Here is a 26,420-nt window from a genome sequence, read left to right as displayed (position 1 = left end):
TTTCAAAGAACAAAAAAGCCTGAAACCCTTGATAATAAAGGGTTTCAGGCTTTTAATTTAGTACGTCCCAGGAGAGATTCGAACTCCCGACCGACGGCTTAGAAGGCCGTTGCTCTATCCTGCTGAGCTACTGGGACATGTTGTTATGTAGTGTGCTGTGGTGTATTACCTCAGCGACAAGATTTATTATATTACTATTGTTCTTTAAAGTCAACGGTTTTTCGAAAGTTTTTTCATAAGGGGCAAATGCTGCACCCTTATGAAATACCTTCCAATGTGACAGTGTTTTCGAGGCCTTGTATGACCTGACCTTCGTCCGTGAAAAACTGTACGTTTGCTTCGCTTCCATCTAGTGTCAGTATAGCATAGCTGCGCTCTTTTCGCACTCTTGGCAGGTGTACGCTGCCTGGGTTAATGAGCAGTTTTCCTCTTAGCAGCTCACTGCCCGGAATGTGCGAGTGACCAAAGCAGATAATGTCTGCGCCTAGCTCTTCTGCACGGTAGTAGACTTGAAGTAAGGATTGTTTGATGCCATGCAGATGTCCGTGAGTGAGAAATAGTTTTCCGCCTCCATCGAGTGGGAGCAGGAGCTCTTCTTCAAAATCGCCCATAAAGTCACAATTTCCTTTGACGACTTTGTATCCTTCGAGTGCTGGGTGGTTCGTTTCGAGTTCTGAATCTCCGCAGTGGATCATCATGTCGACTTCAGCCTCATGCCGTTTGGCAATGGTTTGAAGTTCGTCTGTGAGTCCATGACTGTCACTAATAATGAGTATCTTCATGGCTTCATTCCCCCTTATTCATTTGCGTCTAGCAGTGATGAAAGCTTTTGAAGCGCGACCGCTCGATGGCTGATCTTGTTTTTCTCCTCTGGTGATAACTCGGCCATCGTCTGGTCTTTGTCTTTGACGATGAAAATTGGGTCGTATCCGAAGCCATTTTCGCCGATTGGTTCTTCTGCGATGAAGCCTTCTACTGATCCTTCTACCGTTTTTGTTTCTTTGCCCGGTATACTGACAGCAAGGGCACATCTGAATCTGGCTGTGCGGTCTTCTTTTTCAATGCCTTGAAGTTCGCTCAGCACTTTTTCCACATTCTCCGCATCATCTTTATGCTCACCTGCGTATCTCGCTGAATACACGCCAGGTTTCCCGCCTAGATAATCAATCGACAGACCGGAATCGTCTGCAATGACCATTTCACCTGCTTTGGCTTGAATCGCCTCGGCTTTGATGATGGCATTTTCTTCGAAGGTTTGTCCTGTTTCTTCAATCTCTTCAGTAAAGCCAATGTCTGCTAGTGTTTTGACCGTGAATCCTTTTGGCTCAAGAATGGCTTTGAATTCTTTCGCTTTGCCCGCATTGTGCGTTGCAATGATGGCTGTTTTCATCCTGATCAAACCCTTCTCTTTATTCGATGACTTCTCCTGTTACTGCTTTTTGCTTTTCGATTAATTCTTTGATGCCCTTTTCGGCTAAATCAAGCAGTCCGTTTAGCTGTTCTCTTGAGAATGTCGCTTCTTCACCTGTGCCTTGAAGTTCAACAAAGCGTCCAGCGCCTGTCATGATGACATTCATATCTACTTCAGCAGAAGAATCTTCTTCATAGTTTAAATCTAACAGAAGACCTTGCTGAGAATCAATTCCGACGGATATCGCCGCTAAATAATCAGTAATCGGGTTTTCTTTGATGACTCCTTCAGCTCGTAGCTTTTGAATCGCGAGTGTCATGGCAACAAAAGCACCTGTGATGGACGCTGTGCGTGTGCCGCCGTCTGCTTGAATGACATCACAATCAATCCAAATCGTGCGTTCGCCAAGCTTTTCTAAGTCAACGACTGCGCGGAGTGCTCGTCCAATTAAACGCTGGATCTCCATCGTACGTCCTGTGACTTTTCCTTTAGATGATTCTCTTATCGTTCTTTGTGCAGTTGCTCTTGGAAGCATGCTATATTCTGCTGTAATCCAGCCTTTTCCTTCTCCTCTTAAAAAAGGAGGTACGCGGTCTTCGATCGATGCGTTACAAATCACCTTCGTATTTCCCGCTGAGATTAAGACAGAGCCTTCTGGGTGCGTGATGTAGCCTGCCTCTATTTCAATTTTTCTCAATTCGTCATATTGTCTTTCATCTAATCTCATGTTTTACCTCCGTTACGATATACATTCCGCGCGTATGCCAGCGGGGTTCTCCTACTAACTTTGACAACCTCGGCTTGTTCTAACCGCTCGGAATAAAAAAGAGGCAGCGAATATGCATGCCTCTTTTTCTCCATTATATCAATGTGTGACGTTAAAAACTACCTGTATTCACTTGTTCTGGTCGTGAAACCGGCTTTGTGAGCTCTGCGCCTTTTTCGTTCACAAGCTCAGCCTTGCCGTTGACCTTAACAGATACGCTTTTGACGTCCGGCAGCTCTGTTAATGTGAGCACAATGCTATTAAGAACTTTTTGTGAAATGACCTTTTTCTTTTCATCCGCACTGCCAAAAATAGATTCGTTGAAATCAAGTGTCACATGTCCATCTTTTACTTTTGGTACATCATTCAGCTTCACATCTTGGTCAAAGTCTGTAAGCAGATGGCTTTTTTTGCTTGGTCCGGAAACGAGCTCATCAATTGCTGCTATAATCGGATCATCCTCGTCTTTTGGTGCTCTTGTGGTGACCGGAACGTAGTATGTCTGTTCATCAGATTCAGCTAAATAGTAGACAGTTACAGGCTTTGTTGAAGTCATATCAGCAGCAGCCTCGTGCTGGATATTAATCCCGTCTTCTCTGCTTAAATCATCTGAGATAGGTGTACCGTTCACAGGCATTTCTTTTAGTTCATGTCCATTCATCTTTAATTTGACTTTGGCTATGGAATCAAACTGTGTTAACGTCCAAGTAACAGATTGCAGGATTCGCTGTTCGTCTTCTTTTTTATAGTTTTTAAATTCATTTGAAAAATCCACAATTGCCGTTCCATCTTTAATATCGACAGATACGCTCGTGTCCGCAGGTAACACTGCTCTGAATCCATTCGGCATTAAGTTAGAAATAGGTCCCCCGTCCACGAGATATTCAAGGGTTTGTTTTGCACTTCCTTCATTTTTCGGCAGCGGAATGGATTGAGATACGACATACCCGTTTTTATCAATTAAATATAATTCTCTCATGACTGTATCTGCCTGCTTCTCTTCTTTTCCTTCTTTGGCTGTTTGTTTATCTTCTTTATTTTCTTTCACATATGTGACGTTTTGTGGTGGATCAATCTCTGTTTTCGCTTGGTCTGTTTGAAACAATCCGCATCCTGACAAAAGCATGGCTGACGCGATACACGTAACAGCTGCTGTAGATCCTTTTTTCAGCATACTTCACCCTCCTCTAGTAGTTTGTACTACTATGTATACGAGCTCCCTCGGAGGATTAGACCCTTTTCATAAAAAAATAACCCGCTTCAAGTAGAAGGGGTTATTGCTGGTAGATGTGTTCAAGTGACACGGTTTCGACCTTCCCTGGCAGATAGCCAAACCAGTCACGAGCGATGTTTTGGAAATTTTGCTGCTGTCCTGTTGTGTAAAATGTATGGACAGGTGCTTCTTTAGAGGTATTTAACAGCCCTTTATATGAAAGAATCGTACTCGCTTCTCTCGCTGTCTCATCCCCTGATGAAATGATGCTGACATCACTGCCCATAAAGCGCTGAATCGGCTCTTTTAAAATCGGATAGTGTGTGCAGCCAAGAATAAGTGTATCAATCCCTGTTTCTTTCATTGGTTCAAGGGAGTCTTTCACCACTGCCTCTGCTGTCTGATCTAAAAACGTTCCGCTTTCCACAAATGGGACAAGGAGCGGACACGCCAGGCTTTGAACCGTTAGACCTGCTTTTAGTGACAGCAGCGCTTCTTTGTATGCCTCGCTTTTGATCGTATTGACTGTGCCAATAACGCCAATGTGCTGATTGTTTGTCACCTTGATCGCTGTACGGGCGCCGGGCTGAATCACGCCAATGACCGGAATATCAAGCGTTGCTTTGATTTCGTCCAGTGCGATCGCCGTTGCTGTGTTGCACGCAATGACGAGCATTTTAATATGGTGGTGTTTTAATAAGTAGTGCGCCATTTCCCAAGTATATTGAAGAACTTCTTCTTCTTTACGAGGGCCATATGGACATCGTTTTGTATCGCCTACATAAATGATGTTTTCTTTTGGCAGTTGTCTCATGATTTCCTTTGCAACGGTTAAACCGCCGACGCCGGAATCAATGACGCCGATTGGTTGATCCAACAAAATCGCCTCATTTTCTTTTCATTTGCTGCTGTAGTTTCGTTAAGGATTGGTTGAAAACGATGGCTTCTTCTTCTGAGAAAGCCCCTAGAAGTTCACTGACGTATTCTTGGCGTTTAGCAATCACTTCTTGAATGATCCTCTCGCCTTCAGGCAATAAATGAATGCGAACCACGCGGCGATCAGATGGATCTTTCACCCGTTCGACAAGTTCACTTTTTTCCATTCTATCAATTAAATCAGTGGTTGTGCTGCAAGCCAAATACATCTTTTGTGACAGCTCACCTATTGTCATATCTCCAAATTCATAAAGCCACTGAAGCCCGATGAATTGTGGAGGTGTAATCGTATATTGATTCAGGATTTCTCTGCCTTTTTGCTTAATAATTGCAGCAATGTGGCGCAATGATTTTTCAATCTCTGCAACATGGCCAGACTCATTCGTTTCCATTTTATTGATACCTCACTATAGCATCTCACTTTGATTAAAACGTACATGTCTATTTTCCTCGTTTTTCAAAGAAAATGCAAGAAGAGACTCATGGAAACCATATAGAAATAACCGGTTCCTTCCCGATATGGAAGGAAAACCGGCTGACTTTAGAGCTCTAGCTCACCCATACGCAGAAGCTCGACTACGGCCTGTGAGCGGCCTTTAACTCCTAGCTTTTGCATGGCATTCGAAATATGATTTCGAACAGTCTTTTCGCTAATAAAAAGCTCGCTTGCAATTTCTTTTGTTGTTTTATCTTGGACGAGCAATTCGAATACTTCTCTTTCTCTTTTGGTTAATAGCGGCTTGGATTGAAACTCTTTCTCCTTCAAGTATTGTAACCCTCCTTGCTAAGGTGAGAGCTCTAGTCTCTATAGAATGGGATTCTGTATAGTCGAGATATCATATGCCGGGTGCCTGAGGTAGGTGACGTTAAAATCAAGAAATCCCGCATATCAGCGTCCAATTTACTGCGCTTTCAGCCACGCAAAAAAGGACGAGTCTCCTCACCGAGACATCGTCCTTTTTTACGTGGTATTTAAAAGATTGTAATGGCGCCTGTTAACAATGCAATAAGTGTTGTAAAAAGGGCAGTTAACACGGTCCATAGGAGTGCGTATTTTTGCAAATCACCAATATCTTTGTTCAGCATTCCAACAAGCAGCAGCGTTGAAGCCACAAGCGGGCTCAGTAAGTGGACAGGCTGTCCTATGATAGAAGCACGTGCAATCTCCACCGGATCAATCCCGTAAGCTGCGCCGGCTTCAGCCAAGATCGGCAGCACCCCGAAATAGTAAGCATCATTTGAAAGAATAAATGTAAATGGCATACTCGTCAGAGCAACAATCAGCGGGAAAAATGAGCTGTAGGAATCAGGAATCATGTAAATGACCAAATTGGCAATGGCCTCAACCATCTTTGTTCCTGAAAAGATCCCTGTGAAAATTCCTGCTGCAAATACAAGTGTGATAACCGTTAATGCATTTCCTGCATGCGATAAAATTCGCTCGCGCTGATCTTCAACCTTTGGATAGTTAATCATGAGAGCGATGACAAATCCAATTAAGAAGAGTACAGGAATTGGGATGATATCCAGGACTAGTGTGACCATGACAGCAATTGTAAGGAAGAAGTTAATCCAAATCAGATTCGGCCTTTTGATATCGGCTACTCCATCCTCAATTGACGCAGCCAATTCAGGAGAAATGGACGGCTCTTCTTTGTACTGAATCTCTGCAATCCCAATCCGTTTTCTTTCTTTTTTTCCAAGTACGTAAGCAGTAAAAAGTATAAAAAGACCGCCTCCAACCATCGTTGGGAGTAATGGAATGAAAAATTCGCCTGCATCTAATCCAAGCGCCGCGATAGCACGAGTAGCCGGACCGCCCCATGGCGTCATTCCGCTCATAATTCCTAATGATAATAATGAAATTGTTCCTAAAATTAATGGGTTCATCCCAATTCTTAAGAAAAGTGGCAGCATAGCTGATACGGTAATCATATACGTTGTTGTTCCGTCACCATCTAATGCAACTAGCATAGACAAAATCGCTACCCCAAAAGCAATTTTGACAGGATCACCTTTTACAATACGTAGAATGAGTTTAATCAGAGGATCAAACAATCCAGCATCCAGCATGACACCGAAGAATAAAATCGCAAATAACAATAAAGCAGCTGATGGTGCAACAGTTTTCAGTCCATCAAGCATCATGTCCCCTAATCCTTTGTTAAAGCCACCGATCAATGCAAATATGATAGGTACAACGGTTAGAGCCACCACCGGATGCATACGTTTTGTCATAATGAGAAATGTAAATGTCAAGACCATCAAGATCCCTAAAATAGCTAGCACTTTATATCCCTCCATCCTCTTCTTTACATGATCTGCAAGCGCCCCCTTGCACTTGCGATCTATATGTTAGCGCTTTCTATTTCAAGGATATAATAGCTTTTTTTATAATGAAAATATCGATTTTTTCGTCTATTCAATAAATTTCTTTTATAATCAACCTTGCTGATTTCTTAAAAACTCAATGAACGCTTTCACAACAGACAAATGAAGTGAGTCTGGCTGGTACATGAGCCATGTATCTCTTAAAACAGGCTGTCCATCTTTATACGAAAGACCTTTTACAAATAACTCATCACTAGGTCTGAGACAAATTTCTGGGACAATGGCATAGCCTAAACCATGCTTCACCATCTCTTTTGATGTATCCTGACGGTCTGTCTCCATCGTGACAAGCGGAGGCATTGTGAATGTTTCCTGCCACCATCTGTTAATCAGCCGTTTCAATGAACTGTCTGTATGATAGTCAATGAGCGGCAAATTCGGGAGATCCTTTAGCTGGATTTCTGATTTTGAAATGATACAAAGACGCTCTTTATCGAGCAAAAAACGCTCTCCATTCCAGTCATAATCGCCTCTTAAAATCCCTAAATGCACACTTGATGTTCCTAATAAATCCATTACCTTTGTACTCCAGCCTGTGTTGACCATAAATTGAACATGTGGATACTGCTTAGAAAATTCTTTTAATATTTCTGGCAGTTTATACTGGGCAAAGTTACTTGAGACCCCTAACCGGATCGTTCCTTTGACCTTTTTTTGCATATTGAGCATGCCATCTTTTGTTTGCTGCAGCTGTTTGAGCATGTCATTTGCATATTTAGCCAAGTATTCGCCCTCTGATGTAAATTCAATTCCTCGTTTTCTTTTAAAGAAAAGCTTCATATCAAACTCCTCTTCAAGCTGTTTCAAACGATAGCTTAAGGCAGGCTGAGAGACAAATAATTTTTCTGCCGCTTTTGTGATGTTCTTTTCTTCATAAAGTACCTTTAAAAACCGCCAATCTTTTTCATCCATTGTATGCCCTCCTTTTTTACTAATTATAAAATAATTTTATCGATTTCTCTTAAAATAATGTATTTAACTTATCTCTTATTATACTTTACCATTTTGGTTAGATAAACAGTTAATTAAAAATTGAGGGTGAGAGTAATGAGAAAAGTTCCAATCACAATCATGCGAGGCGGTACAAGCAAAGGAGTATTCATTCACGCAAACAATGCACCATATGAACACGATGAGCTCGAAGCATTTCTATTAGACATTATGGGCAGCCCTGACCGGCTGCAGGTCGATGGAATTGGCGGCGGTAATTCTTTAACAAGCAAAGTGGCCATTATCGATAAAGCCACACGCCCGGATGTGGATGTGAACTATACATTTGCACAAGTCAGCATTAATGAGAGATATGTAGACTTTAAAGGAAACTGCGGGAACATCTCATCAGCCGTTGGGCCGTATGCGATCATTAAAGGACTTGTTCAAGCGGTTGAGCCCATTACAACTGTACGTATCCTCAATACCAATACAAATAAAGTCATTACGGCAGAGGTCGAAGTTGAAAATGGAGAAGTAAAATTTGAAGGACAGGCAGAAATTCCAGGCGTAAAAGGAACTGGTTCTCCCATTTATTTATCCTTTGAGAAACCGGAAGGCGCTGTCACAGGTAAAACCTTTCCGACTGGAAACAAAATTGATACGATTCAAACGAAGTTTGGGGAAATTCCAATCTCGATCGTTGACATTGCAAATCCAATTGCCTTTATTCGTGCCAAAGATATTCAATTAAAAGGAACTGAATTGCCTGAAGAGTTTACAGACGAATTACTGGATGATTTAGAAGATATTCGTTCTCTCGCTGCTGAAATGTGTCATTTTGCACCAAAAGAAATGGCCACATTACAGTCTCCAGCTGTTCCAAAGCTTGCGCTCATTAGCGAGCCTGCTGATTATGTAGATACAAATGGAATCTTGAGACGAGCAGAAGATATGGACATCATCGTTCGTATGCTATCGATGCAAAGACCGCACCAAGCACTTGCCATTACCGGCTCTGTCTGCGTGACAGCCAGCTGTTTCTTAGATGAAACACTTCCTTCTCAGCTGTTTCAAGGAAAAGATGACACCCTTCGAATTGGGCATCCTGCTGGTATTATGCAAACTGAAATTGACATCTCTGAAAACAGAGTCAAAGTTATTCGAACCGCAAGAGAAATTCTAGACGGAGTTGTCTTCACAAAACAAGACTATGTGATTCAGCCTCAGATTAAAAGAGAAGCTTAAAGCAGACGAGAACATCGTCTGCTCAGATTGTTGACAAAGGGCTAAAATGATCTTGATTTTAGCCCTTTGTCTTCTTTTCAGCGTGATAGAAAACCTTTGCAGTCTAGGAAGGACGAGCACCGGAGCGGAGCGAATGTGACATTCGTGAGCACCGGAGCGCAGACCTGACACCGAATGCGAGGGTTTGTCTACACGCTGAGCAGACGAGAATATCGTCTGCTTTTTTTAATGCTGTAGTGGTGCATCTATATCTCCGGCAGAATGAGCTTTTATCTGCCCTTTCTCATCTTTTAGCTGGAGATGACCGTTGTGGTTGACCCCGCAGCAAATACCCTCTTCCCATGTTTGTTTTTCACGGTCTAACGAAATCCGCAGCGGTTTATGAAGACGATATAACCGTTTGTTGTAGAGGGCAGTGAGTGCTTCAAACCCTTCATTCTTCCAGCGTGTATGATATTTTTCAAAAGCGGCTGCAAGTTCCTTCACAAGCTGATCCGATTTCACCTCTGTAAGCTCTGATAGGCAAATGGTTTTGTACGGAACATGCTCTGGCTTTGTCTTCACATTAATGCCAACCCCGATATAAATACCGGTACGGTCCGCTTCAATCAATGTGCCTGATACCTTTGCTTCATTGATAAGAATATCATTTGGCCATTTAATCGCCAGCTGATCCTCAGCCCTTATGAGAGGTTTAAGTACATCGTAGATCGCTAGTGCCGTCAGCGGAGCAATCGTTGACTGGGTGGAGAGTTCTTCTGGCGGTAAAACTGTCATGGTCACAGCGACATTTCCTGCAGGCGTTTCCCACGGCCTGCCTAGCCTGCCTCTTCCTGCTGTCTGCTGATGTGCATAGACAGCAAATGAAGGTTTTTCTCCTTGCTGAATGAGCCTTTTCGCTTCATTATTTGTACTATCGATGGTGTCATATTGAAAAATCTTCATGTGTTCTCCTTTTGTTTCTTCTTGATATGGTCTTTTTATTATAACAAAATGAAGCTTACACGTTGACGAGGCTGCATACTACCCATTTCGCTGAGCTTGAAATGTCTCTTTTTCTTCCTCTGTAAATGGGACAGGAGCGCCTGTTTCTTTATTAATTTGGACCATGGTGACTGAGCCTGTAAAGCATGGTTCCTGCTGCTCGTTTTCTCCTAAGTAATGAAGGATAAGTGAGCTTGACCCGACTTTTTCCGGCTTTACATACACACGAAGCCGCTCCCCTATTTCAACCTGTTTGATGTAATCACATTGCAGGTTTGCCACGACTGTAATCGTCTCTTTCACACGTTTCATTCGTTTATCCACAATTCCTGTTTTTTGAAAAAAGGCAATCCGTGCTTCTTCAAAATACACAAATGGGGTGACATTGTTCATATGGCCAAACATATCCGTTTCTGAAAAACGGACAGTCGTTTCGACATAAAATCGAAAGGATGCCCTCCACTCTTCAAACGGTTCCTCAATATATGACGGAAGTCTCACTTTATCATCTCCTTATTCATCAATAAACGCCTCTCCCATATTGGAAGAGGCGTTTATTCTGTGTTCCACCCAGCCTCTTGTAAACACTCATCATGATTGGCAAAGAGGACTGAATGTGATGTTATTCTGCGTGATCGCTTCCGAAGAAGTTACGGAAAGCTTGTAATGTTGTATCTCGGTTAAGTGCTGCAATTGACGTTGTCAGCGGGATTCCTTTCGGACAAGCCTGCACACAGTTTTGAGAGTTCCCGCAGTTCGCAAGACCGCCGTCACCCATAATTTCTTCTAGACGGTCAGACTTATTCATCGCACCTGTCGGGTGTGCGTTAAATAGACGTACTTGTGAAAGCGGTGCAGGGCCCATAAAGGAAGACTTATCATTCACGTTTGGACAAGCTTCAAGGCAGACACCACATGTCATGCATTTTGAAAGCTCATACGCCCATTGACGTTTTTTCTCAGGCATTCTTGGTCCAGGTCCAAGATCATATGTGCCATCGATCGGCACCCATGCTTTTACTTTTTTCAAGGAGTTGAACATGCGGCTTCTATCAACCTGCAAGTCTCTCACGACAGGGAATGTCTTCATCGGTTGAAGACGGATCGGCTGATCTAACTTATCAATCAGGGCTGTACATGACTGGCGTGGTTTTCCATTAATGACCATAGAGCAAGCTCCGCACACCTCTTCAAGACAGTTCATATCCCAGTTGATCGCCGTTGTTTTTTCACCTTGTTTATTAACCGGGTTACGTCTAATTTCCATGAGTGCAGAAATGACGTTCATATTTGGGCGGTAAGGGATTTCGAATTCTTCATCATAAGGCTTTCCATCTGCTGTATCTTGACGCGTGATAATGAATTGAATTGTGTTTTTTTCACTCATCTTATTTCTCCACCTTTTTCTTCGAGTAATCTCGTTTACGAGGTGCAATTAACGATACATCGACGTCCTCATAGTGGAATGCAGGCTTTTGATTTTTCCCTTTGAACGTAGCCATCGTTGTTTTAAGGAATTCTTCATCGTTTCTTTCTGGGAATTCCGGTTTATAGTGTGCGCCTCGGCTTTCATTCCGGTTATATGCCCCGATCGTAATGACTCTTGCCAGCTGAAGCATGTTGTCAAGCTGACGTGTGAAGGCAGCGCCTTGGTTGCTCCATGATGCGGTATCGTTGATGTTGATCTTCTTGTAGCGCTCCATTAGTTCTTCGATCTTCTGATCTGTTTTTAAGAGTTTGTCATTGTAACGAACCACTGTAACGTTATCCGTCATCCATTCTCCAAGCTCTTTATGAAGCACGTACGCATTTTCTGTACCATCCATGCTGAGGATGTTGTCCCATTTCTCCTGCTCTTTCTTCACGGCGCTGTCAAATGTTGCAGAAGATAGGTCTTCCGCAGATTTCTCAAGACCGCTAATGTACTTCACTGCATTTGGTCCAGCGACCATTCCGCCGTAAATCGCAGAAAGAAGTGAGTTTGCACCAAGTCTGTTTCCGCCGTGCATCGAGTAATCACATTCTCCGGCAGCGAACAGACCTTTGATATTCGTCATTTGATCATAATCGACCCATAATCCGCCCATTGAGTAATGAACAGCAGGGAAGATTTTCATCGGAAGCTTACGCGGGTCATCACCCATGAATTTTTCATAAATTTCAATGATTCCACCAAGCTTAATATCAAGCTCTTTTGGATCTTTATGAGAAAGATCGAGATATACCATGTTCTCTCCGTTGATGCCAAGCTTTTGCTCGACACATACGTCAAAGATTTCACGCGTTGCGATGTCACGCGGTACAAGGTTCCCGTATGCTGGGTATTTTTCTTCAAGGAAGTACCAAGGCTTCCCGTCTTTATATGTCCAAACTCGTCCGCCCTCACCACGAGCTGATTCACTCATGAGACGAAGCTTGTCATCTCCTGGAATCGCTGTTGGGTGAATTTGAATGAATTCTCCATTTGCATAATGCGCACCTTGCTGATAAACGATAGATGCAGCAGACCCAGTGTTAATCATGGAGTTCGTTGATTTACCGAACACGATTCCAGGACCGCCTGTTGCCATGATGACTGCATCTGAACGGAAGGATTGAATTTCCATTGTCGTTAAGTTCTGCGCGACAATCCCGCGGCATACTTCCTCGTCATCTAAAACAGCGCCAAGGAATTCCCAGCCTTCATATTTTGTGACAAGCCCTGCTACTTCATAGCGGCGAACCTGCTCATCCAGTGCGTATAATAGCTGCTGGCCTGTTGTAGCTCCAGCAAACGCTGTACGGTGGTGCTGTGTTCCCCCGAAGCGGCGGAAGTCCAATAATCCCTCTGGTGTTCTATTAAACATAACACCCATACGATCAAGTAAGTGGATAATGGACGGCGCTGCTTCACACATTGCCTTTACTGGCGGCTGGTTGGCTAAGAAATCTCCGCCGTATACCGTGTCATCAAAATGCTCATAAGGTGAATCCCCTTCACCTTTTGTATTGACCGCTCCGTTGATTCCGCCCTGTGCACATACAGAATGCGAACGTTTCACAGGTACGATTGAAAATAGTTGAACAGCTGTTCCCGCTTCTGCTGCTTTAATAGTTGCCATGAGACCAGCTAAGCCGCCTCCGACAACGATGATGCTAGAATTACTCATTGTAGCCCCTCTCCCTCTTCTACTAATCTATTTCCTCTTAAACAAAAGCGAAAATTGCTCTTAGCCCTACATATGAAAGCGCTATAAATATACCTAATGTCACATATGTGGAGATTCGTTGTGAGCGTGGTGAAACGGTAATTCCCCAGCTGACAGCAAATGACCACAAGCCATTAGCAAAGTGGAAAATAGTAGATAAAACGCCGACAATATAGAAGCCTAGCATAAATGGAGAGCTTAAAATATTCGCCATCATGTCATAGTTAACTTCAGCTCCAAGCTGAGCTTGAATGCGCGTTTCCCATACGTGCCAAGTGACAAAAATCAATGTGATAATACCTGAAATCCTTTGCAGTCTGAACAGCCAGTTTCTTAAGTAACTGAAGCGAGACGTGTTGTTTTGTGCCGTAAAGGCTATGTACACCCCATAAACAGCATGATAGATCAGTGGTAAGAAAATCACGAACAGCTCAAGTGCATATCTGAAAGGAAGCTGTTCCATAAAGTGTGCAGCTTTGTTAAACGCCTCTGGTCCATCCGTCGCAAAGTGGTTAATCACTAAGTGCTGTACTAAAAATAGACCGACCGGAATGACGCCAAGCAAAGAATGCAATCTCCGATAAAAAAATTCTTTGTTCCCCGACATTACTTTACCCCCTAGTAAAAAAAGTGCAATTGCTTGAAAATTGTCTTACCCCCGCTTCTTTCAATTGTAAGCACTTTATTCAAATTTATTGACAATTTCATTTTACTCCTATGTCAAAAAAGCGTCAAGAAACCGCGTACATAAATTAAAATTTTCCGAAATTTAAAAGTTTTAAATCAAAATTCGTTTTACTACAATAAGAATTTCTTAGACTTCAGGGAAAACTCTGTCATCATATGCCCACATAAGCTATAATAAATTGTTGAAAGAGGGGAGCCGTACAATGAATAAATTCGAATCTAACTTAGAACAGCTAAAAGAAATTGAAGTCAATGGATTTGCCTACGAGCTGATACGCGAAGTTCTGCTGCCTGATATTCTTGGTCAGGACCATTCATCTATGATGTATTTTGCGGGTAAACTGCTTGCTCGTAAATTTCCTCAAGAGTCATGGGAAAAGATCCCCGAATTTTTCCATGATGCCGGATGGGGGACTCTCACAATGGTCCATTCGAAAAAACAGGAAATTGAGTTTGAGCTCGAAGGTCCACTAGTATCCAATCGACTCACCTATCAAAAGGAGCCATGCTTTCAGATGGAAGCGGGTTTTATTGCTGAACAAATTCAGCTTCTAAATGAGCACGTGGCTGAATCCTATGAACAAGTGAAAAAGCGTGCTGAGAAAGTCATTTTAACCGTTAAATGGGATTTAAGAGACCCTAGTTAATCCTCTTGATAAAAGGCGCGGACTTCAGGTCACGCCTTTTTTATATGTCTACATCTATCATAGCATACTTAATGAATGGGTTTACGTCCGTTTCAGCCGATTCCATATAGAAAAAAGAGGCGATCCTCTTTCATGAGGTCACCTCTTTACCTTTTTAAGAATGAGCAGCTGCGCTCACCTTTGATAAATCAAACGCATCATGCAGCGCTTCTACCGCTTTGACCATATCATCACGGCCGACCACCGTTGAGACTTTAATTTCAGACGTACTGACCATTTTCACTTGAATGTCTTTTTGCGCTAACACAGCGAACATTTCAGCGGCTACGCCTGGATTTGAGACCATTCCAGATCCCACAATGGATACTTTCGCTAATTTGCTTTCTGTCTCAATCTGCTCGTAGCCAAGCGCCCCTTTATATTCTTCTAATACTTCAACTGTTTTGGACAAATCATCCGTTTTCACAGAGAAAGAGATCGACGTCTGATTGGTGCTTGTGACAGACTGAATGATGATATCAACATTGATATTCTGTTTCGCAAGCGTCGTAAAAATGGTCGATAATGTTGTGAGACCGCTTGAAAGCCCGCACACTGTCACACGTGTAATCTGATCTTCAAACGCAATGCCTCTGACGACTAAATTTTGTTCCATGGATGATTCCTCCTCAATTAACGTACCCGATTCATTTTCAATACTAGAACGGACTTCTAGCGGGACTTGATAATTTTTCGCAAATTCAACAGCTCTTGGATGCAGGACCCCAGCTCCTAAATTAGCCAGCTCAAGCATCTCATCGTATGAAATACCTGCAAGTTTCCGCGCAGATGATACATAACGCGGATCTGTCGTAAACACTCCTGGTACATCTGTGTAAATATCACATTTATCAGCTTTTAGTGCGGCAGCCAGTGCCACAGCAGTCGTATCTGATCCTCCGCGTCCAAGTGTTGTGATATGTAAGTCATCTGCAATTCCTTGGAAGCCTGCCACAACAACGACTTTCCCCGCACTTAATTCCTCTTTTATTCTTGATTCATCAATGTCTACAATTCTTGCGTTTCCGTGTACATGCTCTGTTTTCATACCAGCCTGCCAGCCTGTAAAGGAAATGGCATCATAGCCTCTTGCTTGGAGCGCCATCGTTAATAATGAAATAGTCACCTGTTCACCAGTTGCGAGCAGCATATCCATTTCTCTTTTGCTTGGATCGTCTGTAAGTTCTTTCGCTAGGTCTACTAGAACATCTGTTGATTTACCCATCGCTGATACAACCACAACCACATCATGTCCTGCTTCGCGTTCAGCGATCACTCTCTCTGCGGCATTGCGAATTTTTTCTGTTGACCCAACGGAAGTTCCGCCAAATTTTTGTACAATTAGTCCCATGTCTACCACCCTTTTTCAAAAGTTCACGTGTGAGAGAAGAGGCTGCTTTGGAGACTGTCCGCTCACTGCAAATAAAAAAGCAATGAGAGAACAAATCCCCCATTGCTTTAAAATCATCATTAAACGATGCAAACAATGAGATAGCCCTCCAAGAAATGAATTCTTGACAGCCCTACATTTCTTCAATGTACAGCCAGCGAATAAAATGAGTGGATTTTATTCACTTCGGCGACGCTCCCCTTTCAGCCCTCTTCTTAGATCCCATCGATCTCCGAAGGCTTACTCTTGAAGTTCGCACCTCTATCTTCAACAAACAACACGTTCATTTATTAAATTAGTCACATCTTAACAGACTTTTGGAAAAAGTACAATCTATTTTTTTAATGCTTCCATTAAAAGTTCAGCCGTCTGTTTCGGAATGCCAGCCTCCTGAAAATCTTGGATAGAGGCCTCTTTCATCTTTTTCACAGAGCCAAAATGTTTGAGGAGCTGCTTTTTACGCTTCTCTCCGATACCTGGTACATCGTCTAAAATAGACTGGAATGCATTTTTTCCGCGCAGCTGCCGGTGAAAGCTAATGGCGAACCGGTGCACTTCATCTTGAATGCGCTGCAACAAGTAAAAAGCCTGGCTATTTCGCTCCAGCGCAACAATTTCAAGTGTATCTCCCATCATGAGATTTGAAGTCCGGTGTTTTTCATCTTTTACAAGACCTGCGACTGGGACAGACAGATTCAATTCATTTTCAAGCACATCGATGGCTGCGTTGATCTGTCCTTTTCCTCCGTCAATTAAAATTAAATCTGGCAGCGGCAGTTCATCCTTTAACACGCGGGTATATCGTCTTCTAATGACTTCACGCATGGATGCATAATCATCTGGTCCTGAGACGGTTTTAATTTTGTATTTTCGGTATTCCTTTTTATATGGCTTCCCGTCCTGAAAGACAACCATGGCAGAAACCGGGTCTGCTCCTTGAATATTGGAGTTATCAAACGCCTCAATTCTGTACGGCATATAAATATTAAGCGCATCCCCAAGCTGCTTCACCGCACCAATTGTCCGCTCTTCATCACGCTCAATGAGCGAAAACTTTTCTTTTAAGGCGATTTTGGCATTTTGATGCGCAAGTAAAAGCAGATCCTTTTTCTTTCCTTTTTTCGGCTGGTGAACGTTTGTCTCAAGTAATTGCTCAATCATCTCTTGATCGACACTGTCCGGTACCAAAATTTCCTTCGGCAGAAAATGGTTGTTCTTTTCATAAAATTGCCCCATAAACGTAAGGAACTCTTCCTCAGGGTCCTGATACATAGGAAACAGGCTGACATCACGTTCAATCAATTTCCCCTGTCTGATGAAGAAAACTTGGACACACATCCAACCTTTATCATAGGCATAGGCGAAGACATCTCGATCTGATAAATCACTCATCGTCATTTTCTGTTTTTCCATCGTTGAGTCGATATAAGCGATTTGGTCTCTCAGTTCTTTTGCCCGTTCAAACTCTAAATTTTCAGCAGCTTCCTGCATCTTTTCGGTCAGTTCTTTTTTGATTTGCTGATGTCCTCCGTTTAGAAACCTTGTGATTTCGTCCACGAGCTGCTTATTCGTTTCCTCGGAAATGTCATACACACATGGTGCAAGACATTGCCCAAGATGATAATAAAGGCAGACACGGTCAGGAAGAGTGGCGCATTTTCTCAGTGGATATAAGCGGTCGAGCAGCTTTTTCGTTTCTCGTGCTGCTTGTACGTTTGGGTATGGACCGAAATATTTCCCTTTGTCCTTTTTTACATTGCGGGTGACGATCAGCTTAGGGTGTCGTTCATTCGTAATTTTTATAAATGGATACGTCTTGTCATCCTTGAGCATGACATTGTATTTTGGGTCATATTTTTTGATTAAATTCAGCTCTAAAATGAGCGCCTCGATATTAGAAGAGGTGACAATATATTCAAAGTCTTCAATTTCACTGACAAGCCGCTGCGTTTTGGCGTCATGTGATCCAGTGAAATAAGAGCGCACCCTGTTTTTTAAAACCTTTGCCTTTCCCACGTAAATGATCGTATTTTGTCTATCTTTCATTAAGTAACAGCCTGGTTGATCCGGCAGGACTGACAGCTTTTCTTTGATTAGTTTGTTCATATTTTCATCCGTCCTTGTTTTCCTCTTTCACTCCTTCTAGTGTATCACGAACATTTGTTTTATACCATGTTGAAAGAAAAGCGGCTCTCGTCTTTACGAGAACCGCTTTAATGATTATGCCGCTTGGACATAGATCGGTTTATAGATGTTTGTTGACAAGTTCAGCAAGTGCTTCTTTTGGTTTGAAACCAACAGAAGTTTCTACAACTTCACCGTCTTTTAAAACAAGAAGTGTTGGGATACTCATAACGCCGTATTTACCAGCAGTTTCTTGGTTATCGTCTACATCAATTTTTACAATTTTCATTTTGTCGCCCATTTCTTGATCAAGTTCTTCAAGAACTGGAGCAATCATTTTACAAGGTCCACACCATGGTGCCCAAAAGTCTGCAAGAACAACACCTTCTGCAGTTTCTTGTGAAAATGTTGCGTCAGTAGCTTTTACGATTGCCATTATTCATTCCTCCAATGTAAATTATGCTTTTTAGTATAGCATCTACCAATGTGACTTGCGAATGAAATGCTTACGAATCATTTTTTAGGAAATGAATTAAAAAACAAACCGTATAATCGCACCAATAACAACAATCGCACCGATGATCATTAGAATGGTTCTAAGCATATGACATGACACCCTTTCCGCTTCATTTACAATGTATGATGCCCCAACATTCTTCTCATCAAACATTGAAATATGCAATCAAGCGAGGTCGACAGTTATCATGACTACTGACATTGGCGGCAGCTCTACCGTTAATTCCCCGGGATTTACAGTCATTTGCTGAAAGTCTTTCGGCTGAACAGAATGAGGATCATCAAATGTATTATGCGCATTCATGCGATCAGCCGTCAGCACACGTCCAGTGACTTTCGTTTGTGCATCAACCCCTTCAATGGCAAGGGATACCTCTTTTTGTTCATGCGGATTCAGGTGACAGTAGCTAATATGCATCTTACCTGATGAACGCGAGGCTGACACACTAACCTGAGGAATTTTTTCACCTCTTCGTTCATACGGCGGTGAAACGAACTCCACTTCAAGCGCTTCTTCCTCTTGATGCACTTGAAACATGTGAAACACATGATACGTAGGCGTCAGAAGCATCTTTTCGTCCTTTGTTAATACCATCGCTTGCAACACATTAACCGTCTGAGCGATATTTGCCATATGAATCCGCTCGCAATGGCGATGAAAAATATGAAAATGGAGGGCGGACACAAGGGCATCTCTTAGTGTGTTTTGCTGATATAAAAACCCAGGATTTGTCCCTGGCTCTGGGTCATACCATGTCCCCCATTCATCAATAATCATCCCAATTCGCTTGTCTGGGTCATAACGATCCATGATTTCTCCATGGTCCTCGACAAGCCGTTCCATCTCATAGGCTTTTTTCAGCGTGATAAACCATTCATCCTCATCAAATTCAGTCGCTGACCCTTTCTTCTCCCATGTACCAGGTACAGTGTAATAATGTAAACTGAGCCCATCCATCCACGGTGCAGCCCGCTCCATCAATACTTTCGTCCAATTCACGTCATTAGAGTTCGCGCCGCAGGCGATTTTATAAATACGCTGCCCGGCAAATTCTCTTACGTACGTTTGATAGCGTTTATATAAATCTGCATAGTATTCAGGCGTCATATTCCCGCCGCAGCCCCAGCTTTCATTGCCTACACCAACATAGGTCAGCTGCCAAGGGTCTTGTTTTCCATTTTGAATGCGCCAGTCGGACATAGGTGTCCCTTTTGGAAATGTCATGTATTCGACCCAATCGGCTAATTCTTGAACAGACCCGCTTCCCACATTGCCGCAAATGTATGGCTCACATTCAAGCAGCTCACACAATGCCATAAATTCATGTGTACCAAATGCATTGGATTCAACCGTACCACCCCAATGGGTATTTACCATTGGCTTTCGTTCACTGAGATCACCTACACCATTTGCCCAGTGATACTCGTCTGCGAAACAGCCTCCCGGCCACCTCAGCACCGGAATATGTAATGCTTGAAGCGCCTTCAGCACATCAGTACGAATCCCGTCAATATGGTCAATCTCTGAGTCTTTTCCTACCCAAATCCCGTCATAAATCCCTCTTCCTAAATGCTCCTGAAAGTGCCCATAAATGTGTTTAGAAATGCGTCCGATCACGTCATTGACTTTTACTGTCCCCTTCACTTGTCAACCGCTCCTTTTCTTCTTGATTACATACAAAAAAACCCAGAATACCTAGGCATTCTGAGTGTATGAGCGTTACGAGTGGATATTCATCTTTTTTAACTCTTCATTCAAAAGCGGTACCACTTCAAACAAGTCACCGACGATTCCGTAATCGGCGATTTTGAAGATTTCTGCTTCTGGGTCTTTGTTGATCGCCACAATGACTTTACTGTTAGACATTCCCGCTAAATGCTGAATCGCTCCTGATATCCCGCATGCAATATAAAGATCAGGTGTGACGACTTTTCCCGTTTGACCAATTTGCAGGGCATAATCACAGTAATCGGCGTCACAGGCGCCACGCGAGGCTCCGACTGCTGCCCCGAGCGTCTCAGCGAGTTCATTCAGCGGTTCAAAGCCTTCCTTGCTCTTAACCCCGCGTCCTCCAGCAACAATGACCTTTGCTTCCGATAAATCTACACCTTCTGACGTTTTTTTAATGACTTCCTTCACGATCGTCCGAAGGTTCTGAATATCGACAGAAACTGGTGTGACTTCTCCGCCTCGTGACGTATCCCGCTCAAATGGCGTCACGTTGTTTGGCCGGATGGTCGCTAGAAGCAGGCGGTCTGTTGAAATGACTTTTTCGAAGGCTTTTCCAGAGTAAATCGGTCTAGTGAAAACAAGATGTTCGCCGGTAACGCTTACATCGATCGCATCTGAAATCAAGCCAGTCTGGAGACGTGCGGCTATTTTCGGCGACAAGTCTTTTCCGATAGACGTATGGCCAAAAAGCACAGCATCTGGATCGACCTGATCTAATATGGCTTGAAGCGCCTGCGCAAAACCATCTGACGTATAATATGAAAGGTGCGGATGCTCCACAATCATGACATGATCCGCTCCATAGTAAAGCAGTTCATCCGCTAGGCCTTTGACGTCATCCCCTATTAACACGCCAATGACCTCACCGCCATCTGCCACTTTGTGAGCGACAGCAATGGCTTCAAATGTCACATTTCTTAATTTACCGTCACGACTTTCTCCAAGTACAACAACTTTTTTACTCATCTTCAAGCTCCCCCTTGTTCTCGTGATATCGTAAAGTGGATGTTTAGATGACTTTTGCTTCATTTCTGAGTAGATCTGTCAGTTCTTTGACTTGATCCTGAAGCTCGCCGCTCAGCACCTTGCCACCCTCTTTTTTCTCCGGTAAGTAACGTTCAATTGTTTTAATTTTATATGGTACATCATCTTCGTCCAGATCTAAATCATCAAGTTCCAATTCTTCTAAAGGCTTTTTCTTTGCCTTCATAATGCCTGGTAATGATGGATAGCGAGGCTCATTGAGTCCTTGCTGAGCTGTGACGACAAGCGGGAGTTCGGCAGAAATGACTTCCACATCACCCTCTGCATCTCGTTCAATCGACGCAGAGCCGCCGTCAATTTGAATACTTGTTATCGTTGTCACATATGAAAAGCCGAGTAATTCAGCAAGACGCGGAGCTACCTGTCCAGAGCCGCCGTCAATTGCTACATTCCCTGCTAAGATCAAGGAAGCTTCTTTGTCTTTTAAATAGTGATAAAGAATGGTAGAAGCTGAATATTGGTCCCACTCTTCTAGGTCATCTTCGACGTTTAATAAGACGGCCCTGTCACAGCCCATTGCAAGCGCTGTTCTCAGCTGTTTCTCCGCATCTTCACCGCCAACTGTCACAACGGTCACTTCTCCCCCGTGCTCATCACGAAGCTGAATGGCTTCTTCAATGGCATACTCGTCATAAGGATTAATAATGAACTCTGCTCCATCTTCTTGAATTGCACCAGACTGAATAGAAATTTTCTCTTCCGTGTCAAACGTACGCTTCATCAAAACAAATATATTCATTTATTTCTCCCCCTTGTGTCGTACTTATCCCTTATTCCCCTTTAAAGTTCGGTTTGCGCTTTTCGATAAAGGCCTGGATGCCTTCTTTGGCGTCATTTGATTGGAAAACCTCACCAAACTTTTTGGCTTCCAGCTTCATTCCGCCGTCATATGAATACAATTTTGTTGCGTTCAATAAATCAAGCACATATTCAAGTGATTTTGGGCTTTTCGCTGCAAATTTCCCCGCAAGTGTTTTAGCCGCTGTGAGCGCTTCTTCCTCTGTTTCTGCCAGCTTTGTAACAAGTCCGCAGGCAAATGCTTCTTCACCTGTAATCGGTTCAGCTGTTCCCATCATTTCAAGCGCTTTAGCAGAGCCAACGTAGCGCGGGAGGCGCTGCGTGCCGCCGAATCCTGGAATAATGCCGAGGTTTAGTTCTGGAAGTCCAAGCTTCGCATCTTTTGTTGCGATTCGGATATCACAAGACATGGCAAGCTCAAGGCCTCCGCCTAATGCTGCCCCGTGAATCGAGGCAATGACTGGTTTTGGACATTGTTCAATCCGTTCAAAAACTTGCTGTCCTCTATCTGCGAGGCTTGCATAATCAGACTCTTCCTGTAAAGTGGTAAATTCTTTAATATCAGCACCTGCTGAGAAGAATCTGCCTTCTCCGTGAATCACAATCGCTCTTACTTCTTCATTCTGTTCTAGCTCATCGAACATGTCATTAAGCTCTGTGAGCAACTGAGAGGATAAGGCATTTGCAGGTGGGTTCTGAATCGTGATGAGCGCTGTCTGTCCTTCATGATGTAAGCTGAGTATCTTTTCCATGTCAATCATCCTTTTTCACATTGTCTTTAGGATTGATGTATTCCGTTTAACAGCAGATCATGTACATTTTCTGCGAGTGCAGGCAGATCATACTTTTGATCATTCATGACCCATGTTGTTGCGGTTTCATCAATCGTCCCAAATACCATTTGTCTCGCTAAGCGGACATCTAAATTTTGTCTGAATTCTCCTGTTTTCTTTCCTTCTGTTAAAATTGACTCGAGCATATTTAAATACCCTTTTAGCACTTCATTGATTTTTTGCCGCAGCTCAAGGTTTGACTGCCTGAGTTCAAGCTGTGTCACAAGAGCCAAATGATGATTTTGCGCCAGCATGCGAAAATGCTCCTCAATCAACAGTAGAAGCTTTTCTTTGGCAGACGGCTTCTTTTGAATATCCGTTTCCATCCGTTCGATGAATTGTCCCATTTTTTCTTTGAACAATGAGATGAGAATATCCTCTTTGTTTTTGAAATAAAGATAAATGGTTCCGTCTGCGACCCCTGCTTGTTTCGCAATCTTTGAAACTTGTGATTGATGATAGCCATTCTCTGCAATCACCACAACTGCTGCATCAATAATTTGCATGTACTTCGGTCTTTTCTGCTTCAATGTGCTTCGTCCCTTTCTAAATTGAATGAGCATTCATTCATAACTTTATGTTAAAAAGAAACGGGTGATTTGTCAAGAGATCTTCTTCTTTCTTTTCAACCTTTATCATACCAGAGCAGACTGTCATCATTCAAATCATCCGGCCGCTCGACCGGATGATAAAGGTCGTTATTTCTTTAATTGATCAATAGGTGTTTCAGATGAAACATGCTTTCTTTTTTCTTCTTCAATTAAAACCCTGCGCAAAATTTTTCCGACAGCCGTTTTAGGCAGTGACTCTTTAAATTCATACACGCGCGGTACTTTAAATGAAGCAATTCTCGTTCTCACAAAGCGATCGAGTTCATCCTCTGTTAAATAAGCATCCTTTTTCGGCACAACAAATGCTTTTACTGTTTCTCCTCTATAAGGGTCTGGTATACCTGCGACAACAACTTCTTGGACAAGCTCATGCTCATAAAGGGCTTCTTCGACCTCTCTTGGGTAAATATTATAACCGCTCGCAATAATGACATCCTTTTTCCGGTCAACGATATAGAAAAAACCGTCTTCATCCATATACCCAATATCTCCGGTGAAAAGCCATCCATCTCTTAATACAGCTGCTGTCTCCTCTGGCTGATTCCAATATCCTTTCATAATCTGCGGTCCTTTGACGATAATTTCTCCGTGCTCATATGGCTCTTTGAGGCCACCCGTTTCCTCGCAATAAATACCTGCGTCTGTACCAGGCCACGGACAGCCAATACTGCCTGTTTTGTTCGCTCCCCATAAAAAGTTAGAATGGGTCACTGGTGAGGTTTCGGAAAGACCATACCCCTCCACTAAACGCCCTCCTGTTAATTTCTCAAAGTTCTGTTTGACTTCAACAGGAAGAGCCGCCGAGCCGCTTAAACATGCAGTGATGGACGACAGGTCATACTTTTCAATGTTCGGATGATGCAGCAAGGCGATATACATGGTTGGTGCACCTGGAAAGAGTGTCGGTTTCTGTTTTTCAATCGTTTTGAGGGTATCAGCTGCGTCAAATCGAGGAAGGAGAATCATTGAATGTCCTTCTTTGACAGCAAGATTTAATACGGTCGTCATTCCGTATACATGAAAAAACGGAATAATGCCGAGGATTCGTTCTTTTCCTCTTGTCGTTTTATACATCCAAGAAGCGCACATTTCAGTATTCGCTAAAATGTTTTCATGCGTCAGCATGACCCCTTTTGGTAAACCGGTCGTTCCACCTGTATATTGCAAAACAGCGACATCCTCTTTCGGTTCAAAGGCAAGCTGCGGGATTTGTTCTCCTGATGATTCTTTCATGATTTGTGAGAAGTGATGAATGGTATCACTTTTCTCGACTTGGATGACCATTTTATTTTTTCTTTTTTGAACGATAGGAAACAGAATGTTTTTTGGAAATGGTAAATAATCCTGTAGTTTGGTGATGATCAAGTGTTCCTTGCTTGTCAGCGCTTTCATTTTATAGGCCTTTGGATACAATAAATCCAATGTAATCAGCACTTTGGAGCCGCTGTCCTCCATTTGATATGCCAATTCTTTCTCCGTATAAAGCGGGTTCGTTTGAACGACGATGCCGCCTGCAATTAAAACAGCATAATAAGAAATGACCGATTGAGGACAGTTTGGCAGCATGATCGCTACTCTGTCGCCTTTTTTCACGCCAATCTCCATCAGGTGACCAGCTAGTTTCAATGCGTCTTCTTGGAGCTGCTCATAGGTGATGTTTTTTCCTAGAAAATGAATGGCTGTATGCTCAGGTGCAGCCTCTGCGGAGCTGAATAAGTAAGATTGTAACGTCTCATTTGGGATGGTGAGTTCGTGGGGAATTTCATTCGGGTAATGCAGAAGCCAACGTTTATCTGACTGCATAAAAACCCTCCTTCCTGAACTTTCGTACTATTTTATTATAGCAAACTTTTCCTTAAGGCAGTTTGCTTTTTTCAAATAGAGCTTGGTTCCATGACCTCTTTATTTCTTCGCTGGTGTTTCGATCGATGCTCTTTTTCCTTCATGATGCCACTGTTCATATAATCCACCGATTGCACGGAATGACTCATTTACTCTCTCCACGATCTGTTGATGGATACTCGGATCATTAGGTAAATGTGTCTGGATGTTGTCGACTTGATACTGCCTCATCATGTCGATGTAGACTGTGAGAAAAATCGTGTCTTCTAAAATCCAGTAAATGACTTCATCCGCCTCTTTTGTTCTTTTGTGCAGCATTTGGATTCCTCGTTCATATTGAATGAGAATATAGCCGCTCGGATCAATTTGAACATAAGGGCTCAAATCATCAAAAAATCCAGTCGTTTGAAATGGACGTGCAATATACGGTTCATATATGTCTCTTGGCAGGGATGTTCTTTGGAGACATGTATCAATGCGCTTTATGATTTCGTCTTTTTGCAGAATTTGCTTCATATGATTCGCCGCCTTCGGGTGAGATAAAAGCTGCCAAGGGACCCCTGACAGCTTTCTCACTTTGTCTTTTTCATTTCACAGGAACATGTAAACGGCACCAATGACCGCAAAAGTGCAGGCAACTACGATTAAAACTTTTGCTAGCTTTTCCATGTCGTCTCCTTAAATGCCGGCTGCTACTACGTAAGACAGCCCAACTGAAATAATGAGTGAAATAAACCCGACCGCTCTATTATCATTCTCAATCTCTTTGTCTACTTTAAATCGTGGTGTTAAAAATTCAAAAATGAAATAGCTGACAAGCAGCATCACAAAGCCGTATACGCCCCATCCAATCATTTGCAGAAGGGAATTGTGCTGTGCAATAGAATGCTGAAACACATTCGCAATCCCAAAGATCTTTCCACCTGTTGCCATGGCAACAGCTAAGTTCCCACGCTGAATCTCTTCCCAGTTTTTATAGGAGGTGACGAGTTCAAAAATGGTTAGAAATAAGACAAGACATAGAACGGCCACGCTGTAATAGGCGGCAATTTCCACAAGTTCATTTTCCCAAAAGGCTTTCATGCGTTTT

Annotated in this window: 27 protein-coding genes, 1 tRNA gene and 1 riboswitch; of the genes, 2 read left to right on the top strand and 26 right to left on the bottom strand. The window is 42.8% G+C overall.

Going from position 1 to position 26,420, the window contains the following annotated elements; translation table 11 throughout:
- Positions 1–63: 63 nt before the first annotated feature.
- The 10 genes from AMR95_RS11410 to AMR95_RS11365 form a co-directional block, all read right to left on the bottom strand.
- Positions 64–137 (bottom strand) — tRNA-Arg (locus AMR95_RS11410).
- Positions 138–257: 120 nt separating this feature from the next.
- Positions 258–782, bottom strand: coding sequence for a YfcE family phosphodiesterase (locus AMR95_RS11405; protein ID WP_058838313.1), 525 nt, complete (start codon positions 780–782; stop codon positions 258–260).
- Between the two features lie 14 nt (positions 783–796).
- Positions 797–1,399: an XTP/dITP diphosphatase gene (locus AMR95_RS11400; protein WP_095409231.1), complete on the bottom strand. Its 603-nt coding sequence runs from the start codon at positions 1,397–1,399 to the stop codon at positions 797–799.
- A gap of 10 nt (positions 1,400–1,409) precedes the next feature.
- Positions 1,410–2,138, bottom strand: coding sequence for a ribonuclease PH (gene rph, locus AMR95_RS11395; RefSeq protein ID WP_024427165.1), 729 nt, complete (start codon positions 2,136–2,138; stop codon positions 1,410–1,412).
- Positions 2,139–2,289: 151 nt separating this feature from the next.
- Entirely contained in the window at positions 2,290–3,351 is a 1,062-nt protein-coding gene (locus AMR95_RS11390) for a GerMN domain-containing protein (protein ID WP_058838312.1), read from the bottom strand.
- A 100-nt stretch (positions 3,352–3,451) separates the two neighbouring features.
- Positions 3,452–4,270: a glutamate racemase gene (racE, locus tag AMR95_RS11385; RefSeq protein ID WP_126681500.1), complete on the bottom strand. Its 819-nt coding sequence runs from the start codon at positions 4,268–4,270 to the stop codon at positions 3,452–3,454.
- Between the two features lie 7 nt (positions 4,271–4,277).
- Positions 4,278–4,718: a MarR family winged helix-turn-helix transcriptional regulator gene (locus tag AMR95_RS11380; protein ID WP_024423206.1), complete on the bottom strand. Its 441-nt coding sequence runs from the start codon at positions 4,716–4,718 to the stop codon at positions 4,278–4,280.
- Positions 4,719–4,867: 149 nt separating this feature from the next.
- The gene (gene gerE, locus AMR95_RS11375) at positions 4,868–5,092 is read right to left on the bottom strand and encodes a spore germination transcription factor GerE (RefSeq protein ID WP_003184172.1); all 225 of its coding nucleotides are present in this window, start codon (positions 5,090–5,092) and stop codon (positions 4,868–4,870) included.
- A 206-nt stretch (positions 5,093–5,298) separates the two neighbouring features.
- A complete protein-coding gene (locus tag AMR95_RS11370; RefSeq protein WP_039183245.1) occupies positions 5,299–6,615 on the bottom strand; it encodes a CitMHS family transporter in 1,317 nt (438 codons plus the stop codon).
- Positions 6,616–6,768: 153 nt separating this feature from the next.
- Positions 6,769–7,629, bottom strand: a complete 861-nt coding sequence (locus tag AMR95_RS11365; protein ID WP_024423208.1) for a LysR family transcriptional regulator — start codon at positions 7,627–7,629, stop codon at positions 6,769–6,771.
- Between the two features lie 135 nt (positions 7,630–7,764).
- On the opposite strand from AMR95_RS11365, the gene AMR95_RS11360 reads away from it, so the two are divergent.
- A complete protein-coding gene (locus AMR95_RS11360) occupies positions 7,765–8,895 on the top strand; it encodes a 2-methylaconitate cis-trans isomerase PrpF family protein (protein WP_058838310.1) in 1,131 nt (376 codons plus the stop codon).
- 225 nt (positions 8,896–9,120) lie between these two features.
- On the opposite strand, the gene AMR95_RS11355 is transcribed toward AMR95_RS11360, so the two are convergent.
- The 5 genes from AMR95_RS11355 to AMR95_RS11335 form a co-directional block, all read right to left on the bottom strand.
- Positions 9,121–9,840, bottom strand: a complete 720-nt coding sequence (locus AMR95_RS11355; protein WP_058838309.1) for a biotin--[acetyl-CoA-carboxylase] ligase — start codon at positions 9,838–9,840, stop codon at positions 9,121–9,123.
- A 78-nt stretch (positions 9,841–9,918) separates the two neighbouring features.
- Positions 9,919–10,380, bottom strand: a complete 462-nt coding sequence (locus AMR95_RS11350; RefSeq protein WP_039180479.1) for an acyl-CoA thioesterase — start codon at positions 10,378–10,380, stop codon at positions 9,919–9,921.
- 121 nt (positions 10,381–10,501) lie between these two features.
- On the bottom strand, positions 10,502–11,266 hold the full coding sequence (sdhB, locus tag AMR95_RS11345) for a succinate dehydrogenase iron-sulfur subunit (RefSeq protein WP_034279749.1): 765 nt from the start codon (positions 11,264–11,266) through the stop codon (positions 10,502–10,504).
- A 1-nt stretch (position 11,267) separates the two neighbouring features.
- On the bottom strand, positions 11,268–13,028 hold the full coding sequence (gene sdhA / locus AMR95_RS11340; RefSeq protein ID WP_039180483.1) for a succinate dehydrogenase flavoprotein subunit: 1,761 nt from the start codon (positions 13,026–13,028) through the stop codon (positions 11,268–11,270).
- A 37-nt stretch (positions 13,029–13,065) separates the two neighbouring features.
- Positions 13,066–13,674 carry a succinate dehydrogenase cytochrome b558 subunit gene (locus tag AMR95_RS11335; RefSeq protein ID WP_058838308.1) on the bottom strand — a complete coding sequence of 203 codons (609 nt, stop codon included), beginning with the start codon at positions 13,672–13,674 and terminating at the stop codon, positions 13,066–13,068.
- A gap of 283 nt (positions 13,675–13,957) precedes the next feature.
- Between AMR95_RS11335 and AMR95_RS11330 the strand changes: the two genes are divergently transcribed.
- The gene (locus AMR95_RS11330) at positions 13,958–14,401 is read left to right on the top strand and encodes a YslB family protein (protein ID WP_024423214.1); all 444 of its coding nucleotides are present in this window, start codon (positions 13,958–13,960) and stop codon (positions 14,399–14,401) included.
- 154 nt (positions 14,402–14,555) lie between these two features.
- Here the strand turns inward: AMR95_RS11330 and AMR95_RS11325 are convergent, their stop codons facing one another.
- From AMR95_RS11325 to AMR95_RS11275, 11 genes are all read right to left on the bottom strand, one after another.
- A complete protein-coding gene (locus AMR95_RS11325) occupies positions 14,556–15,791 on the bottom strand; it encodes an aspartate kinase (protein WP_058838307.1) in 1,236 nt (411 codons plus the stop codon).
- A 133-nt stretch (positions 15,792–15,924) separates the two neighbouring features.
- Positions 15,925–16,102: riboswitch (Lysine riboswitch) on the bottom strand.
- Positions 16,103–16,163: 61 nt separating this feature from the next.
- A complete protein-coding gene (uvrC, locus tag AMR95_RS11320; protein WP_024423216.1) occupies positions 16,164–17,936 on the bottom strand; it encodes an excinuclease ABC subunit UvrC in 1,773 nt (590 codons plus the stop codon).
- Positions 17,937–18,075: 139 nt separating this feature from the next.
- Positions 18,076–18,390: a thioredoxin gene (gene trxA, locus AMR95_RS11315; protein WP_007501629.1), complete on the bottom strand. Its 315-nt coding sequence runs from the start codon at positions 18,388–18,390 to the stop codon at positions 18,076–18,078.
- A 246-nt stretch (positions 18,391–18,636) separates the two neighbouring features.
- The gene (locus AMR95_RS11310) at positions 18,637–20,115 is read right to left on the bottom strand and encodes an alpha-N-arabinofuranosidase (protein WP_058838306.1); all 1,479 of its coding nucleotides are present in this window, start codon (positions 20,113–20,115) and stop codon (positions 18,637–18,639) included.
- Between the two features lie 75 nt (positions 20,116–20,190).
- Positions 20,191–21,168, bottom strand: a complete 978-nt coding sequence (locus AMR95_RS11305; RefSeq protein ID WP_058838305.1) for an electron transfer flavoprotein subunit alpha/FixB family protein — start codon at positions 21,166–21,168, stop codon at positions 20,191–20,193.
- Positions 21,169–21,211: 43 nt separating this feature from the next.
- On the bottom strand, positions 21,212–21,985 hold the full coding sequence (locus AMR95_RS11300) for an electron transfer flavoprotein subunit beta/FixA family protein (RefSeq protein ID WP_058838304.1): 774 nt from the start codon (positions 21,983–21,985) through the stop codon (positions 21,212–21,214).
- A gap of 31 nt (positions 21,986–22,016) precedes the next feature.
- Positions 22,017–22,796: an enoyl-CoA hydratase gene (locus tag AMR95_RS11295; protein WP_024423220.1), complete on the bottom strand. Its 780-nt coding sequence runs from the start codon at positions 22,794–22,796 to the stop codon at positions 22,017–22,019.
- 26 nt (positions 22,797–22,822) lie between these two features.
- Positions 22,823–23,407 carry a TetR/AcrR family transcriptional regulator gene (locus AMR95_RS11290; protein WP_024423221.1) on the bottom strand — a complete coding sequence of 195 codons (585 nt, stop codon included), beginning with the start codon at positions 23,405–23,407 and terminating at the stop codon, positions 22,823–22,825.
- A gap of 168 nt (positions 23,408–23,575) precedes the next feature.
- A complete protein-coding gene (locus AMR95_RS11285) occupies positions 23,576–25,291 on the bottom strand; it encodes an AMP-binding protein (RefSeq protein ID WP_058838303.1) in 1,716 nt (571 codons plus the stop codon).
- A 99-nt stretch (positions 25,292–25,390) separates the two neighbouring features.
- Positions 25,391–25,846 (bottom strand): immunity 63 family protein, encoded by a 456-nt coding sequence (locus AMR95_RS11280; protein ID WP_058838302.1) that lies wholly within the window; start codon positions 25,844–25,846, stop codon positions 25,391–25,393.
- Positions 25,847–26,008: 162 nt separating this feature from the next.
- Positions 26,009–26,413: a DUF350 domain-containing protein gene (locus AMR95_RS11275; protein ID WP_008345990.1), complete on the bottom strand. Its 405-nt coding sequence runs from the start codon at positions 26,411–26,413 to the stop codon at positions 26,009–26,011.
- Positions 26,414–26,420 lie beyond the last annotated feature (7 nt).

The organism is Bacillus sp. G1(2015b) (assembly GCF_001482475.1).
GTDB lineage: Bacteria > Bacillota > Bacilli > Bacillales > Bacillaceae > Bacillus > Bacillus safensis.
The sequence above is the reverse complement of the archived record's forward strand: the minus strand, read 5'-3'. Positions and strand labels throughout refer to the sequence as shown.

Excerpts from the sequence above, each read along its gene's own strand:
- sdhA (WP_039180483.1), bottom strand. The coding sequence starts at position 13,028 with ATGAGTAATTCTAGCATCATCGTTGTCGGAGGCGGCTTAGCTGGTCTC.
- AMR95_RS11380 (WP_024423206.1), bottom strand. The coding sequence starts at position 4,718 with ATGGAAACGAATGAGTCTGGCCATGTTGCAGAGATTGAAAAATCATTG.
- AMR95_RS11390 (WP_058838312.1), bottom strand. The coding sequence starts at position 3,351 with ATGCTGAAAAAAGGATCTACAGCAGCTGTTACGTGTATCGCGTCAGCC.
- AMR95_RS11365 (WP_024423208.1), bottom strand. The coding sequence starts at position 7,629 with ATGGATGAAAAAGATTGGCGGTTTTTAAAGGTACTTTATGAAGAAAAG.
- AMR95_RS11280 (WP_058838302.1), bottom strand. The coding sequence starts at position 25,846 with ATGAAGCAAATTCTGCAAAAAGACGAAATCATAAAGCGCATTGATACA.
- AMR95_RS11305 (WP_058838305.1), bottom strand. The coding sequence starts at position 21,168 with ATGAGTAAAAAAGTTGTTGTACTTGGAGAAAGTCGTGACGGTAAATTA.
- AMR95_RS11275 (WP_008345990.1), bottom strand. The coding sequence starts at position 26,413 with ATGAAAGCCTTTTGGGAAAATGAACTTGTGGAAATTGCCGCCTATTAC.
- AMR95_RS11295 (WP_024423220.1), bottom strand. The coding sequence starts at position 22,796 with ATGGAAAAGATACTCAGCTTACATCATGAAGGACAGACAGCGCTCATC.
- uvrC (WP_024423216.1), bottom strand. The coding sequence starts at position 17,936 with ATGAACAAACTAATCAAAGAAAAGCTGTCAGTCCTGCCGGATCAACCA.
- AMR95_RS11300 (WP_058838304.1), bottom strand. The coding sequence starts at position 21,985 with ATGAATATATTTGTTTTGATGAAGCGTACGTTTGACACGGAAGAGAAA.
- AMR95_RS11325 (WP_058838307.1), bottom strand. The coding sequence starts at position 15,791 with ATGGGACTAATTGTACAAAAATTTGGCGGAACTTCCGTTGGGTCAACA.
- AMR95_RS11355 (WP_058838309.1), bottom strand. The coding sequence starts at position 9,840 with ATGAAGATTTTTCAATATGACACCATCGATAGTACAAATAATGAAGCG.
- AMR95_RS11285 (WP_058838303.1), bottom strand. The coding sequence starts at position 25,291 with ATGCAGTCAGATAAACGTTGGCTTCTGCATTACCCGAATGAAATTCCC.
- AMR95_RS11330 (WP_024423214.1), top strand. The coding sequence starts at position 13,958 with ATGAATAAATTCGAATCTAACTTAGAACAGCTAAAAGAAATTGAAGTC.
- AMR95_RS11360 (WP_058838310.1), top strand. The coding sequence starts at position 7,765 with ATGAGAAAAGTTCCAATCACAATCATGCGAGGCGGTACAAGCAAAGGA.
- trxA (WP_007501629.1), bottom strand. The coding sequence starts at position 18,390 with ATGGCAATCGTAAAAGCTACTGACGCAACATTTTCACAAGAAACTGCA.
- AMR95_RS11335 (WP_058838308.1), bottom strand. The coding sequence starts at position 13,674 with ATGTCGGGGAACAAAGAATTTTTTTATCGGAGATTGCATTCTTTGCTT.
- AMR95_RS11405 (WP_058838313.1), bottom strand. The coding sequence starts at position 782 with ATGAAGATACTCATTATTAGTGACAGTCATGGACTCACAGACGAACTT.
- sdhB (WP_034279749.1), bottom strand. The coding sequence starts at position 11,266 with ATGAGTGAAAAAAACACAATTCAATTCATTATCACGCGTCAAGATACA.
- rph (WP_024427165.1), bottom strand. The coding sequence starts at position 2,138 with ATGAGATTAGATGAAAGACAATATGACGAATTGAGAAAAATTGAAATA.